This is a genomic window from Geomonas diazotrophica (assembly GCF_018919385.1).
GTDB classification, from domain to species: Bacteria; Desulfobacterota; Desulfuromonadia; order Geobacterales; family Geobacteraceae; genus Geomonas; species Geomonas diazotrophica.
In genome coordinates this window covers 152,838-166,265 of sequence record NZ_JAHLMF010000004.1, presented here as the reverse complement: position 1 = coordinate 166,265, position 13,428 = coordinate 152,838, and the positions used below count along the sequence as shown (strand labels likewise).

15 protein-coding genes and 1 tRNA gene are annotated in these 13,428 nt (G+C 61.9%); 13 read left to right on the top strand and 3 right to left on the bottom strand.

Annotated elements, in window-relative coordinates; all coding sequences use genetic code 11:
- Positions 1 to 9 precede the first annotated feature (9 nt).
- Positions 10 to 441 (top strand): hypothetical protein, encoded by a 432-nt coding sequence (locus KOM00_RS05560; RefSeq protein ID WP_216497844.1) that lies wholly within the window; start codon positions 10 to 12, stop codon positions 439 to 441.
- Positions 442 to 1,257: 816 nt separating this feature from the next.
- Here KOM00_RS05560 and KOM00_RS05555 read toward each other — a convergent pair.
- Positions 1,258 to 1,968, bottom strand: coding sequence for a fatty acid desaturase CarF family protein (locus KOM00_RS05555; protein WP_216497843.1), 711 nt, complete (start codon positions 1,966 to 1,968; stop codon positions 1,258 to 1,260).
- Between the two features lie 130 nt (positions 1,969 to 2,098).
- Here KOM00_RS05555 and KOM00_RS05550 point away from each other — a divergent pair, with 130 nt between their 5' ends.
- Positions 2,099 to 2,317, top strand: coding sequence for a VF530 family protein (locus tag KOM00_RS05550; RefSeq protein ID WP_216497842.1), 219 nt, complete (start codon positions 2,099 to 2,101; stop codon positions 2,315 to 2,317).
- Between the two features lie 154 nt (positions 2,318 to 2,471).
- Here KOM00_RS05550 and KOM00_RS05545 read toward each other — a convergent pair.
- A tRNA-Sec gene (locus KOM00_RS05545) sits at positions 2,472 to 2,569 on the bottom strand.
- 244 nt (positions 2,570 to 2,813) lie between these two features.
- Between KOM00_RS05545 and KOM00_RS05540 the strand changes: the two genes are divergently transcribed.
- The 7 genes from KOM00_RS05540 (at position 2,814) to galU (ending at position 6,844) form a co-directional block, all read left to right on the top strand.
- Positions 2,814 to 3,146, top strand: a complete 333-nt coding sequence (locus tag KOM00_RS05540) for a YggT family protein (RefSeq protein WP_216497841.1) — start codon at positions 2,814 to 2,816, stop codon at positions 3,144 to 3,146.
- Positions 3,143 to 3,589 (top strand): DivIVA domain-containing protein, encoded by a 447-nt coding sequence (locus tag KOM00_RS05535; RefSeq protein ID WP_216497840.1) that lies wholly within the window; start codon positions 3,143 to 3,145, stop codon positions 3,587 to 3,589. The genes KOM00_RS05540 and KOM00_RS05535 overlap by 4 nt, the downstream gene beginning before the upstream one ends.
- A complete protein-coding gene (locus tag KOM00_RS05530; RefSeq protein WP_216497839.1) occupies positions 3,586 to 3,897 on the top strand; it encodes a DUF167 domain-containing protein in 312 nt (103 codons plus the stop codon). The genes KOM00_RS05535 and KOM00_RS05530 overlap by 4 nt, the downstream gene beginning before the upstream one ends.
- Positions 3,894 to 4,352 carry a CBS domain-containing protein gene (locus KOM00_RS05525; protein WP_216497838.1) on the top strand — a complete coding sequence of 153 codons (459 nt, stop codon included), beginning with the start codon at positions 3,894 to 3,896 and terminating at the stop codon, positions 4,350 to 4,352. The genes KOM00_RS05530 and KOM00_RS05525 overlap by 4 nt, the downstream gene beginning before the upstream one ends.
- A gap of 85 nt (positions 4,353 to 4,437) precedes the next feature.
- Positions 4,438 to 4,677 (top strand): FmdB family zinc ribbon protein, encoded by a 240-nt coding sequence (locus KOM00_RS05520; RefSeq protein ID WP_216497837.1) that lies wholly within the window; start codon positions 4,438 to 4,440, stop codon positions 4,675 to 4,677.
- Positions 4,678 to 4,851: 174 nt separating this feature from the next.
- Positions 4,852 to 5,697: a bifunctional methylenetetrahydrofolate dehydrogenase/methenyltetrahydrofolate cyclohydrolase FolD gene (gene folD, locus KOM00_RS05515; protein ID WP_216497836.1), complete on the top strand. Its 846-nt coding sequence runs from the start codon at positions 4,852 to 4,854 to the stop codon at positions 5,695 to 5,697.
- Between the two features lie 280 nt (positions 5,698 to 5,977).
- The gene (gene galU / locus KOM00_RS05510; RefSeq protein ID WP_216497835.1) at positions 5,978 to 6,844 is read left to right on the top strand and encodes a UTP--glucose-1-phosphate uridylyltransferase GalU; all 867 of its coding nucleotides are present in this window, start codon (positions 5,978 to 5,980) and stop codon (positions 6,842 to 6,844) included.
- Here galU and KOM00_RS05505 read toward each other — a convergent pair.
- Complete coding sequence (locus tag KOM00_RS05505) at positions 6,841 to 7,698, bottom strand: energy transducer TonB (RefSeq protein WP_216497834.1); 858 nt, start codon at positions 7,696 to 7,698, stop codon at positions 6,841 to 6,843. The two genes, galU and KOM00_RS05505, sit on opposite strands and share 4 nt — an antisense overlap.
- A 219-nt stretch (positions 7,699 to 7,917) precedes the next feature.
- On the opposite strand from KOM00_RS05505, the gene KOM00_RS05500 reads away from it, so the two are divergent.
- The 4 genes from KOM00_RS05500 (at position 7,918) to KOM00_RS05485 (ending at position 13,331) form a co-directional block, all read left to right on the top strand.
- Positions 7,918 to 8,730, top strand: coding sequence for an electron transfer flavoprotein subunit beta/FixA family protein (locus KOM00_RS05500; RefSeq protein WP_216497833.1), 813 nt, complete (start codon positions 7,918 to 7,920; stop codon positions 8,728 to 8,730).
- Positions 8,731 to 8,753: 23 nt separating this feature from the next.
- The gene (locus KOM00_RS05495) at positions 8,754 to 10,082 is read left to right on the top strand and encodes an electron transfer flavoprotein subunit alpha (RefSeq protein ID WP_216497832.1); all 1,329 of its coding nucleotides are present in this window, start codon (positions 8,754 to 8,756) and stop codon (positions 10,080 to 10,082) included.
- A gap of 55 nt (positions 10,083 to 10,137) precedes the next feature.
- On the top strand, positions 10,138 to 12,129 hold the full coding sequence (locus KOM00_RS05490; protein ID WP_216497831.1) for a heterodisulfide reductase-related iron-sulfur binding cluster: 1,992 nt from the start codon (positions 10,138 to 10,140) through the stop codon (positions 12,127 to 12,129).
- 248 nt (positions 12,130 to 12,377) lie between these two features.
- Positions 12,378 to 13,331, top strand: coding sequence for a CapA family protein (locus tag KOM00_RS05485; RefSeq protein WP_216497830.1), 954 nt, complete (start codon positions 12,378 to 12,380; stop codon positions 13,329 to 13,331).
- The last annotated feature ends 97 nt before the right edge of the window (positions 13,332 to 13,428 follow it).

Below are 13,428 nucleotides of genomic sequence, written 5' to 3'. Positions count from 1 at the left end.
AGGTGCGACGTGGGCTCCAGAATTGTTCGGGACTATCACAACATGCCGCCAACGAAGTTTCATGAGTTCAACCAGGGGGTAGTGAGTTCCCTGGCTGACAAGACCAGGTTTCCGGATTCGTTCTGGGGGGTGCATCCGACCCTGGTGGAATACTATCTTGCCGCATCGGCCAAGCACGATGCGGTGTATCACGAGTCGATGCTGGGGAGCAGGGTGGTGATTGCGGAACGCGAGCTTCTTCAGGCACAACTGGTCCTCAACCTGGACGAGGTCGCCTCCATCCTGGAAATGGCTGCTGTGCGCAATCCTGAAATCCTTCTCGCCTCGGGGTTCACCCTCGCCAAAGAGAAAAGGGGGCGCGCAAGGACCAAGGCCGCTAACGCAGCTCTCAGTGCAGCGCGTGCCGCAAAGGAAGGGGAGGAGGGCGGTACGCCGACCTGATCCGGCTCACCATTTCCAGGTCAAGGGCCAAGCCCTAACAAAAAATCCTCCGTGGTGCAGCCAGGCACCCCGGAGGATTTTCGTTGCAAGCCTTTATTACTCTCCTTAATGCCTGACAGCCGCGGGCTGTCACCCGCCTAAGCCCTCTTTCCTGCTCCAGATAATCCGTCCATTACGATGCACAACTTGTAAACCGCGAGTTATATCTTCTAAATAGCTGTGTATAAGTTGTCATCTGCGGGTGGTGTTTTGTAAGCAGCTATTTGAAAGTTCCGAACCGCGCTCCCTGATTTATAAGCCCCGATATACTTTTTCTAAACCGCGATGCATAACTTATGCATCGTGAGTGAGAAGTTATCAATCGGGATGTATAACTTCTCACTCGCGATATATAAGTTGTAAACCGTTATTGATAAGTTATAAATTGGGATTTACAACTTATCAACCAGTATTCAGAAGTTGTAAATCACGATGTAGAAGTTATGAGCTGGGACTTGTATAAGATAAATAGTGATTTACGAGATATAAATGGCGATTTAGAAGTTGTCACACGTAAGGTACCATTTCTTTTTTGTTTTTTCGTTTAATCAGCAGTCCTCATAGTGGCTAATGTTCCTAGGCAACGGGTTTTCGTCAGTCGTTGCATCCGTCGGTCTTGTGTGAAGACCCGGAGGAGGGTGAGGTGAGGCACTTTTGAGCCGTTGCCCTGGAATGTCCCGGTCGCTTAACGGTCAGCTGAAGTGGTTTGACGCTATTTACGCATAAGGCGATAAACGTAAATAAGGGTGCGGCTTACGCTTGTCATCTGCCCTTGTGTCACTGGTGCGAGCCGGTTTCGCCTGAATAGGTGGCGTAATGGAGGTCGGTGTTGTGCTTGTACCCCTGGGGAAATCTGGCGGCTATGAGGTTTATGACAGGATCTGTGACGCCGTTCAGGAATGCGTAGTTCACGTTGTCCTGCATGTGGTGAATAGCGTGATGCCGCTTGGACAGGAGAATTCGGCAGTTGCCCAGGAAAACCACGGCGGGCGACATCGAGTTGTGGCAGAGGTAGTGGGAGACCTCAGCCACGGAGGAAAGGATTCCGGCATAGACGAGGGTATGAAATAACAGCGGATGTAGCCGAAAGAATCCTGCTGCTACCGCCAGTAAAGCCAGGCAGGGGACAAGCCAGATTTTGGAGCCGGACTCGAGGAAGTAGACAGCCGGCAAACACTTCTGCCCGTAACGAGGCATCTTGTGGTGCAGGTGAAAACTGGCGATCAGCGGTCCGTAGAGCGAGTCGTAGTCATCATTGTGGTCCATGAACAGATGCACCAGGCCATTCAGAAAGTCGGCAAGAATCCACGCGACCAGTAGTGCGGTCAGCTCTCCGGCGATGCCTATGGGCAGCGGCAGGATGCACCAGACTAGCCAGGTCTGCAGGCTCACGTTGGCGAACGAAACCAACAGGCCGAAACGCTTATAACCCTTCCGTGTGTTATACAACTCCATGGCTGCATTGAACTGTCTCTGTTTCTCTTCCAACCCCACTACCGTCTCCTCATCATGGCTCTACCCTGAGCCGACTGATTCCGTTGACTTATTTGAGCAAATGGGCCATATCAACAGCACGCCCCTTGTTCAGACTTGCAGCTAACAGCCACAGGAAGAAACGATGACCACTCAATCGCCGACCGATCCGCTCCACGGCGTCACTTTGAAGATGATTCTCACCGAATTGGTGGAGGAACTTGGCTGGGAAGAGCTGGGAAGGCGGATCGACATTCGCTGTTTTACCCACACCCCCAGCATTTCCTCCAGCCTCAAGTTCCTAAGAAGGACGCCCTGGGCCAGAGACAAGGTCGAGGAGATGTACCTGCGGTTGAAGATGTAGAGCGTAACAGCGCCTCCCGGGAGCCAGAGGGCCGCCCATAAGTTCATAAGATTCTCGATGAAACTTATGATCATATGGGCCTCCCCTTGTTACCCCATACGAAAGAAGGGACGAATGTTTATTCGCCCCTACCGAAAATGATGCGGAAAGATAATGGCGGAAGCACATGGGAATCGAACCCACCAGGGAAGTTTCTCACCCCCCTCACTGGTTTTGAAGACCAGGCCGCCCACCAGCGACGGTGGTGCTTCCTCATTTACTGTTCGCACGTTTGTAAAGCATCGCCAACTTTTAGTCAATATGTAATATTGAATATGCGCCCCCACCCCGCCGCCGGCAATACCCGCACAAGCGTCCCCTTAATTTGTTGCCTCATCATAAAAGTTCTTTCTTTGCCGATAGTTGCGATGCGCCCACTGTACCCGGGAAGCTTGACAAACCATCGTGATTTCTGTATAGCTTGGCTTGCTTTACCACCATGCTCAGAGGGGGATAAATGATCCTGCTTGCCAACATCCTCTTGGCCCTTGCGAAGATTGTCGAGTTGGCCAGCGGTCTGTTAACCATCTACAAGTACATCCTGCTCGCCAGCGTCATCATCTCCTGGGTCAACGCCGACCCCTACAACCCCATCGTCAGCTTCATCTACCGCGTGACCGAGCCCGCACTGCGCCGCATCCGCCGCTACATGCCCAACACCGGGATGCTCGACCTCTCGCCGCTGGTCCTCTTCGCCCTCATCTACCTGGTGCAGATCATCGTCTTCGATACCGCCTACACCTACCTTATGATCTTCAGCAACCAGCTCAAGGGAGGAGGCACTCTGTGAAAATAACTCCGATGGACATCCAGCAACAGCAGTTCAAGGGCAAGATGCTCGGGGGGCTCGACCCCGAGGATGTCGACGCCTTCCTGCAGATGGTGGCCGGCGAGATGGAAGAGCTCATGAGGGAGAACAACGACCTGAAGGAGCGCCTCAACCGCAACGCCACCGCGATGGCCGAGATGGAGGCCCGCGAGGTGCAGTTGCGCGAGACCATGCTGGCGGCCCAGCGCATCACCGAGGAGATGAAGGCCAACGCCCAGAAGGAGGCGCACCTCATGATCTCCGAGGCGGAGCTCAAGGGGGAGCGCATCATCGCCGACGCCGAGAACAAGCTGGTGCAGTTGAACAACCAGATCCAGGATCTCAAACGGGACAAGCTCCAGTTCGAGTCCGGCTTCAAGAACCTCCTGGACACCTACTACAAGCTGCTCGCTCTGGATAAATGAGCGAGGAGGTAAGGGTAACGCAGACGCCGGAGGGGTTTCTCTTTACGGTGCACGTGCAGCCGCGCGCCTCGCGCAGCGAGATCTGCGGCCCCAAGGACGGCGAGCTGCGCGTCAGGCTCACCTCGCCGCCGGTGGACGACGCGGCCAACAAGCAGTGCGTCGAGCTGATCGCCAAGAGCCTCGGCATCGCCAAGTCCAAGGTGAGCATCAAGTCCGGGGCCAAGTCCCGGCACAAGGTAGTGAGGGTGGAGGGGGTGGAGCAGGATGATCTTCTCTCCCTATTCAAAATAAACAAGGAGCATCCATGAAGGCGAAAGACATTATGGTAACGGACGTGCCGTCCATCACCACCAGGACCACGGTGGCAGAGGCGGTCCGGATCATGAAGAGCAACTTCGGCGACGAGAGTTTTCTGAACGCGGCGCCGGGCCTGATCGTGGTCAACGACAGGGGAGGGCTGGCCGGGATCCTGACGCCCCTCAGCATCATCACGGCCATCATGGACGGCGCGCCGGAAGGAAAATCCGACCCCGCTTTCTTCGGCTCCCTGTGCGACCGCATCAAGGATCTTCCCATCTCCGCCATCATGGAACACCAGCCCATCTCGGTAACCCAGGACGCCAGCGTAAGCGACGTGGCCCGTCTCTTCCTCACCCACCGCTTCCAGAGGGTGCCGGTCGTGGACGGCAAGAAGGTGGTCGGCATCATCTACCGCTCGCGCCTGCTCTTCGCAATTTCCCAGAGCCTCCAGCTTGCCCCTTGACAAATATGGTGCCGGGTCCTTATATTAATTCTGCCCTTAGCCGTCTTTTGGCCGGTGTCACAGTTTATTAGGAGGTAGTAGAGAAATGCCACTTTACGAGTATCAATGCAAAAGCTGCAATAATACCTTTGAGTTGCGCCAGAAGTTCTCCGACGCGCCCGCTTCCGAGTGCCCCGCCTGCGGCGGCCCGGTCGAGAAGCTGATCTCCCAGTCCGGCTTTTCGCTGAAAGGGGGAGGATGGTACGGAGACGGTTACGGCGGCTCCAAGGCGGCACCTTCCTGCCCCTCCGGCGGAAGCTGCGCCGGCTGCCCCTCGGCCTCCTGATCCAGACCCACCAGCCCCCCGTTCGCGGGGGGCTTTTTTTGTCCCGTTTTTCCGGCAAAGTCCTTTACAAAAAATCTCTCTTTACTTATTATCGACAGCTTAAAACCTGACGCCGGTGGGGCCGCGCGCCCGCACCGCGCCTGCATATTCCAGTGAAAAAAGGGGTGCACGTTAATGGCGAAAATCATCGACGGGAAGGCCATCGCGGCGAAGATCCGCGCTGAGATCAGCGCAGAGGCTGCTCGACTCAAGGAAAAGGGGATCGTCCCCGGTCTCGCCGTGGTACTGGTGGGGGAGGACCCGGCCAGCAAGGTCTACGTCTCCATGAAGGAGAAGGCATGCGCCGATGTGGGGATCTTCTCGGACGAGTACAAGCTCCCGGCCGAGACCGGCGAGGCGGAGCTTCTGGCGCTGATCGAGAAGCTGAACGCGGACCCCAAGATCCACGGCATCCTGGTGCAGCTGCCGCTCCCCAAACAGATCAACACCGAGCGCGTCCTGGAGGCGATCTCTCCGGATAAGGATGCCGACGGCTTCCACCCCTACAACGTGGGGCGCCTGGTGATCGGCAAGCCGCTCTTCCAGCCCTGCACCCCCTACGGCGTCATGGTGATGCTCAAGGAGGCGGGAGTCGAGCTCTCCGGCAAGGAAGTGGTCGTGGTCGGGCGCTCCAACATCGTGGGCAAGCCGGTCGCCTTCATGTGCCTGCAGCAAAATGCCACGGTGACCCTGTGCCACTCAAAGACCCGCGATCTCGCCGGCAAGGTGGCCCAGGCCGACGTCGTCATCGCGGCGGTGGGCGTTCCCGAGATGATCAAGGGCTCCTGGATCAAGGAGGGGGCGGTGGTCATCGACGTCGGCGTGAACCGCGTGGGCGAGAAGAAGCTGGTGGGGGACGTGGAGTACGCGGCTGCCAGCGAGCGCGCCTCGGCCATCACCCCGGTCCCCGGCGGCGTGGGGCCGATGACCATCACCATGCTGTTGCAGAACACGCTGGAGTCGGCCAAGAGAGGGATGTAGGCGCTTAAAAGGCTTAAAAGCAAATCCCCCCTGTCCCCCCTTCGCAAAGGGGGGGACGCTGGGGCAGGTGCGGCGCTTCGTGGCACCTCGGACCGTTTCGGCACAATCTGCCGCAAGGGGAGGGGGAGCAAAGGCGGGCGAATGATTATTCGCCCCTACAGGATGAACGGTCCCGTGCCGGGCACATCCTTTCCGAAGGGGAAGGGAAGCGGCGTCGCGGGATACATAGCGGGTGCAGGTCCGCTGCAACTATTTCTTCTATGTGACCAAGGAGTTCGCTATGCGCGTTAAGAAGGCGGTCTTTCCAGTCGCGGGCCTGGGCACCAGGTTCCTGCCGGCCACCAAGTCCACCCCCAAGGAGATGCTGCCGCTCATCGACAAGCCGCTGGTGCAGTACGTGGTGGAGGAGGCGGTAGCCTCGGGGATCGAACAGATCCTCTTCGTCACCGGCCGCGGCAAGAGGGCGATCGAGGACCACTTCGATATCTCCTTTGAGCTTGAGTCGCTTCTCTACGAGAAGGGTAAGGACCACGAACTTCAACAGGTGCGCGAGATCGCGGAGATGGCCAACATCTTCTTCGTGAGGCAGAAGGAGGCGCTGGGGCTTGGCCACGCCATCCTCTGCGCCAAGGACTTCGTGGGGGACGAGCCGTTCGCCGTCCTTCTGGGGGATGACATCATCGACGCCCAGGAACCCTGCCTGGCCCAGCTGCTGCAGACCTACGAGAGCTACCGCTCGCCGGTGCTCGCCCTGGAGCAGGTCCCCATCGAGACCATCTCTTCCTACGGCTGCGTCAAGGCGAACCACCTCTCCAACCGCGCCTTCGAGGTGCTGGACCTGGTGGAGAAACCGCCGGTCGCGGAGGCTCCCTCGGACCTGGCCATCATCGGCCGCTATATCCTGACGCCGGGGATCTTCCCGATCCTGGAGAACCAGGAACCGGGCAAGGGGGGAGAGATCCAGTTGACCGACGCCATCAAGACGCTATCGCGCAAGGAGCCGATCTACGGCTGCCGTTTCGACGGCGTGCGCCACGACTGCGGCGACAAGCTGGGCTTTTTGAAGGCGACGGTGGACATGGCGCTCAAGCGCGACGAGTTCAACGGGGATTTCGAGGCGTTTTTGAGGCAGCGGCTTTCCTGCTAGTGCAGCCTGCCGCTGCCGCTGCCGTAGTGGAAGAAGGCGATCAGCTTGAAGGTTTCGCCGGTGTACCCCTTGGGGAAGGAGCCGATCGGCCCCAGGGCGTTCAGGGTGCGCAGCACCTCGTCGTCGAGGATCTTGCTCCCCGAGCTTTCCAGCATGTCGACGCGGACGATTTCGCCCCTGCGGTTGAAGGTGATCCGGACCGGCGTGGTCCCTTCGATGCCGCGCACGAGGGCCGCCTGCGGGTAGTGCCACACCCCGTAGATCGCCGTCTCCAGGCGGCGTAAAAACGAGCCGAACATGATGTCGTCGGTGTTGAGGAAGCGGGTGTCCCCCTCCTCGACCTCGCTGCGGTACTTCTCCCGGTAGCTCTCCTCCAGGCGCGCCATCCTGGTGGCGCTGGGAAAGAGCTTGGCGCGGTCGGGGACCTGGGCCGTCTTGGGCTTGAAGATCCCCTGACCTGGGGGCAGCGGCTCCTGGGTCGGCTGCGCCGCCTGAGGCGGTACCGGCACCCTCTGCGCCGGCGCCGGGCGGCTCGACTGCGGCAGCGGCCGCGTTTTCGGCAGCATCCGGTCCATCTCGTCCCGCCCCTTCGGCGCCATCTCCTTGACAACACGCTGCTGTTTTTCCGCGTACCGCCTGATCTCGGGCTTGGGCTCCGGTTTTTCCCTGGGGGGCTGCGGCTGCGGTTGCGGCGTCAGGTCCGGCAGGTCGGTCAGGTCAACCATGGTAGGTTCCGGTGCCGTTTTGGGTTGTTCCGGGGGGATTATCATGATAACTAGATATACCGCTACGTGGAACAGCAGTGACAGCGCCAGCAGGTAGAGGAAGTTTTTTTCGATGTATCTGTTGGACATGTATCTCCACCCGCTTGTTCCGGGTGTGTAGTGGCCACCTGAACTCGCGTGATGGTAGAAGATCATCAGGTAAAAAGCAAGGGGTTTGGGGGGGCGACCGGGCACCGTGACTCAGCTAACTCCCCCGGACCCTTCCGTAAACATCCGCTCCTTGACCTAGGTCAACTTTTTTTCCCAATTCTCTAGTACCCTGAAGGCATCAAAACACCCGAGGTCCCTATGCTCGTAGTGGTATGCGTAAAGCAGGTTCCCGATACAACCCAGGTACAGATCGATCCCGTCACCAACACCCTGATCCGCGAGGGTGTCCCCTTCATCGTCAACCCCTACGATACCCATGCTGTCGAGGAGGCGCTCCGCTTCAAGGACCGCTTCGGCTGCCGCGTGGCCGCCATCTCCATGGGCCCCCCCAACGCCGAGGCGACGCTCAGAAAGGCGCTGGCCCAGGGTGTGGACCGCGCCGTGCTCCTCTCCGACCGCAGCTTCGGCGGCGCCGACACGCTGGCCACCAGCAAGGTGCTGGCTGCCGCCATCGAGAAGCTGGCAAAGGAAGAGGAGGTGGGTGTGGTGATCTGCGGCAAGCAGACCATCGACGGGGACACCGCCCAGGTCGGCCCCGGCATCGCCACCCGGCTCAACTTCTCCCAGCTCACCCTGGTGGACAGGGTCGACGAGCTCGACCTCTCCGGCAAGAAGATCCGGGTGAGCCGCAAGCTGGAAGGGCGCCACGAGCACGTGGAGGCCCCGCTGCCGGTGCTTCTCACCGTGGTGCGCGAGCTGAACCGCCCGCGCTACCCGACCGTGGCCATGCGTCTCGAGTCGGCCGACGCCCAGGTCGAGGTCTGGGACAACAAGGTGCTGCAGCTCGACGTGAACGGCATCGGCCTCAAGGGCTCCCCCACCTGGGTGAGCCGCATCTTCTCGCCCGAGCGGGCCAAGGGGGAGATGCTGGGGGACGGGGCGCACGACCCGGAAGGGGCGGCGCAGCTGCTCATCGACAAGATGCTGGAGAAGGATCTCCTGGCTCTCTAATCTAAATCACCAAGGGAAAAGCAATGACCGATGCTGTGAAACCACCCAAGAAACCGCGCGGCAAGGCAAGGCTGCTGGAAAACAAGTGCATCGCCTGCGGGGCCCGCTGCCAGAGCGCCTGCCCGGTCGACGCCATCCAGATGAACGACGCGGGGGAGCCGATCATCGACGCCTCCCGCTGCATCGGCTGCGTCAAGTGCGTCAAGGTCTGCCCGGTACAGGCGATCGAGATGGCCTTCACCCCGGAGGAGCTGCGCATCCTGCAGGAGCTGGCAGCCTCTTCCGCAGGCGCCGAGCTCTCGGAGGAGGACGCCGAGGAGGCCGCGCTCAAGAAGAAGCTTGCCGCCTATTCCGGGGTGTGGGTCTTCGTGGAGCAGACCGAGGGGGAGGCCGCCAAGGTCTCCTGGGAACTTTTGGGAAAAGGAAAGGAGCTGGCACAGGCGAGGAAGTGCCCGCTTTGCGCCGTGGTTATGGGCGAGGGGGTGGAGAAGCTCTGCGACCAGGCCTTCGGCTACGGTGCGGAGAAGGTCTACCTCATGGACGCGCCGGTACTGCGCCACTACCGCACCGAGGCGTACCAGAAGAGCCTTTGCGCCCTGGTCGAGAAGTACAAGCCGGAGGTGATCCTGATGGGCGCCACCGGTCTCGGGCGCGACTTGGCCGGCGTGGTCGCCACCGTGCTCGCCACCGGGCTCACCGCGGACTGCACCGGGCTCTCCATCGACGACAAGGGGAACCTGATGCAGACCCGCCCTGCCTTCGGCGGCAACATCATGGCCACCATCGTCTGCGACAAGTTCCGCCCCCAGATGTCCACGGTGCGTCCGCACGTGATGCCCATGCCCGAGTTCGACCCCCAGGCCAAAGGGGAGATCGTCCGGGAGCCGGTACCGGTGGTCGAGGACCAGGTCCTGGTCAAGGTGCTGGACATCCTCATGGACGGCGGCGGCTCCAAGGTGGACATCGCCGGGGCCGAGTTCATCGTCTCCGGCGGGCGCGGCATGATGGCCAAGGAGAACTTCGCCATGCTCCAGGAGCTGGCCGACGTTCTGGGCGGCGTGGTGGGCGCCTCGAGGAGCGCCGTCGACGCCGGCTGGATGCCCCCGGACCGGCAGGTGGGGCAGACCGGCAAGACGGTGCGCCCGAAGGTCTACATCGCCTGCGGCATCTCCGGCGCGATCCAGCACCTGGTCGGCATGCAGGATTCCGACGTGGTGATCGCCATCAACCGCGACGCCGAGGCCCCCATCTTCGAGGTGGCGAGCTACGGCATCGTGGGCGACCTGTTCAAGATCATCCCGGCGCTGACCAACAAGCTCAGGGCGCTCAAGGCCGCCCGCTCCAAGGCGTGATCAACCCCAGAGACCCAGTTGCGCGGCAGCGCCGCACACCAAACGAGGTACACCTATGATGCCGCAAACCGCTATCTTCACGACGCTCCTGGTCGCCTCGCTCCTCTTTTTCTGCTGGAGCGTGTACCGCCGCTTCTCGCTGCTCTGCTACGGCCAGCCCGAAGAGAGGCTGGACCAGCCGGCTCGTCGTCTCGCCGAGATGTTCCTGTACGCCTTCGCCCAGTTGCGCGTGCTGAGAAAGCCCTTCGGCCTGAACCACTTCGTGATCTTCTGGTCCTTTATGATCCTGGCGCTTGCCAACGGCGAGTTCCTGGTGAACGGGGTGTTCCCGTCGGTGAGCCTCGCCCTGCTCCCCGAAGGGGTGCACCGGGCGCTCCTGCTCGCCTTCGACGCGGTGTCGCTGCTCACGCTCTTCGCCATCGCCTTCTCCTTCATCAGGCGCCTGGTGGTGAAGCCCCCCCACCTGGACAGCCTCTACGTGAAGGGGAGAAGCCCGGAGGCCTTCCTGATCCTCTCCTTCATCGCGCTCTTGATGCTGGCCTACTTCGGGCTGCACGGCTCGCTGATCGCGCTGGGGATGGAGGACCCGTCGGCCATGCCGGTCTCCTCGCTGGTCGGCTCCTGGCTGAGCTCGCACCCCGACCTCATCCCGGCGCTGCGCAACGTCTCCTGGTGGCTGCACGCCTTCGTGCTCTTCGCCTTCATCTGTTTCTTGCCGCACTCGAAGCACATGCACATCCTGACCGCGATCCCCAACTGCTACTTCGGGGCTCTCGCCTGGCCCGCGACCCAGCCCCGCGAGAAGTTCGAGAAGGGGGCGGTCTACGGGGTGGGAACCGTGGAGCGCTTCACCTGGAAGGACCTCTTCGACTCCTTCACCTGCACCGAGTGCGGCCGCTGCCAGGCCGCCTGCCCGGCCACCATTACCGGCAAGGCCTTGAACCCGCGCCAGATCGTGCACGCCATCAAGACCAACCTCCTGGAGAACGGCGACGCGCTCCGGGAGGGGAGAAGCGGCACCCTGCCGCTCATCGGCGCCGAGGGTGAGGGGACCAACACCGAGGACGCCATCTGGTCCTGCACCACCTGCGGCGCCTGCATGGAGGCCTGTCCGGTGCTGATCGAGCAGATGCCCAAGATCGTCAAGATGCGGCGCCACCTGGTGGAGACCGAGTCCCGCTTCCCCGAGGAGCTCCTGAACCTGTTCGAGAACATGGAGCAGCGCTCCAACCCCTGGGGCATCGCCCCGGGCGAGCGCGCCAAGTGGGTCTCCACCCTGCCGGTCAAGCCCTTCGTGGCCGGCGAGACGGAGTACCTTCTCTACGTCGGGTGCGCCGGTTCCTTTGACTCCCGCGCCAAGCAGGTCACCGTGGCGCTCGCCACCGTGCTGAACGCGGCGGGGATCTCCTGGGGGATCCTGGGCAAGGACGAGAAGTGCTGCGGCGATTCCCTGAGGAGGCTCGGCAACGAGTACCTGTTCGAGAAGATGGCCCTGGAGAACGTGGAGCTCTTCCGCCAGCGCGGGGTGACCAAGGTGATCACCCTCTGCCCGCACTGCCTTACCACCTTGAAGAACGACTACCGCCAGTACGGGCTGGAGCTCGAGGTGGTGCACCAGAGCGAGCTGATCGCGGACCTGATCCGGAGCGGGCGCATCAAGCTGGACAAGAAGGACGACAGCCTCGGGAAGATCGCCTACCACGACCCCTGCTACCTCGGGCGCCACAACGACATCTTCGAGGCGCCGCGCACCCTGGTCCAGGCGGCCACCGGCGTCGCTCCCGTCGAGACGGAGCGCCACGGCAGGAACTCGTTTTGCTGCGGTGCCGGCGGCGGGCGCATGTGGATGGAGGAGTTCACCGGCGAGAGGGTGAACCACGCCCGCGTCGACGAGCTGCTCGCCCAGAAGCCGGACACCATCTGCGTCGCCTGCCCGTACTGCATGACCATGATGGAGGACGGCCTCAAGGACAAGGGGGCGGGCCAGGTCCGGGTGAGGGACGTGGTCGAGGTGCTCGCCGAGGGGCTTTTGCGAAAGAACGCCTAATGGGGTAGGGGGGGCGCCTTCGAGGGGGCTGTAGGGGCGAATAATCATTCGCCCTCTCCTGCTTCCTCCTCGGACACGACGAACACCGCCTAAAAATACGGCCGATCTGCACCCTTAATAGGCAAGAAAGGAAGCTCGCCCTGTCCCACTTCGCCCGTGTCACCGCAAATGTCTTCCCCTTCCGGCGCGCGCTCGTCCTTTTTCTGCTGCTCCTGCCTGTACCGGCCTTCTCTGCCCCGACCGTCACCGTGGCGGCCGTGGGGGACATCATGATGGGGAGCGACTTCCCGACAGCCAAGCTCCCGCCCCGCGGGGGGCGGGACCTCTTCGCCGCGGTCGCTCCCTACCTGCGCCACGCCGACATCGCCCTGGGGAACCTGGAAGGGCCTCTGTGCAGCGAGCAAACGCCGACCAAGGAGCCGCTGGCCGGGCGCCGCTACCTGTTCCGCACCCCCCCCTCCTACGCGCAGAACCTGAAAGATGCCGGACTCTCGGTGCTTTCCCTGGCCAACAACCACGCCGTCGATTTCGGGCGGGCCGGTCTGGAGGCGACCAGGCAGGCGCTTTCCGGGGCGGGGTTGCAGTTTTCCAGCAAGAAGGGGGAGATCGCCCGCTTCGACCTGCACGGGGTGCGCGTCGCCGTGATCGCGCTCTCCTACGGGCCGCCGCCGCGCTCCATCGTCTTCCCGGCACAGCCCCTGCAGGAGATAGAGCGCGTCGCCCGCGACTACGACCTGGTCATCCTCTCCATCCACGCCGGTGCCGAGGGGAGGGGGGCGCTGCACGTGGCGCCGGGCCAGGAGCGCTTCCTGGACGAGCCGCGCGGCGACCTGGTCCGCTTCGCCCATGAGGCGGTGGAGCGGGGCGCCGACCTGGTGCTCGCCCACGGGCCGCACGTGCCGCGCGCCCTGGAGTTGTACCGGGGCAGGCTCATCGCCTACAGCCTGGGGAACTTCGCCACCTACGGCGGGGTGAGCGTCGCCGGCGAGAGCGGCTACGCGCCGCTGCTCACCGTGGAGCTCGCAGCCGATGGCTCCTTCGTCGGGGGGAGCATAGATTCCTTCCGGCAGTTCCGCTACACGGGTCCTAAGCCCGACCCCAAGCGCCGCGCCCTGCGCCTGATGCGCATGCTTTCCGCCGCGGATTTCCCGGAGTCGCCGCTGGTCTTTGGTGAGGGGGGACGGATCACGGTCAAGAAATAAGGGGAGAACCGCAAACCGAGCTGTCGCAGCAGGCCTTCATCTCCTCTCCCCCCCCCTCTGCAGCTTCGTGGCGTCCTCCACCCGCCCTTCGGGCACC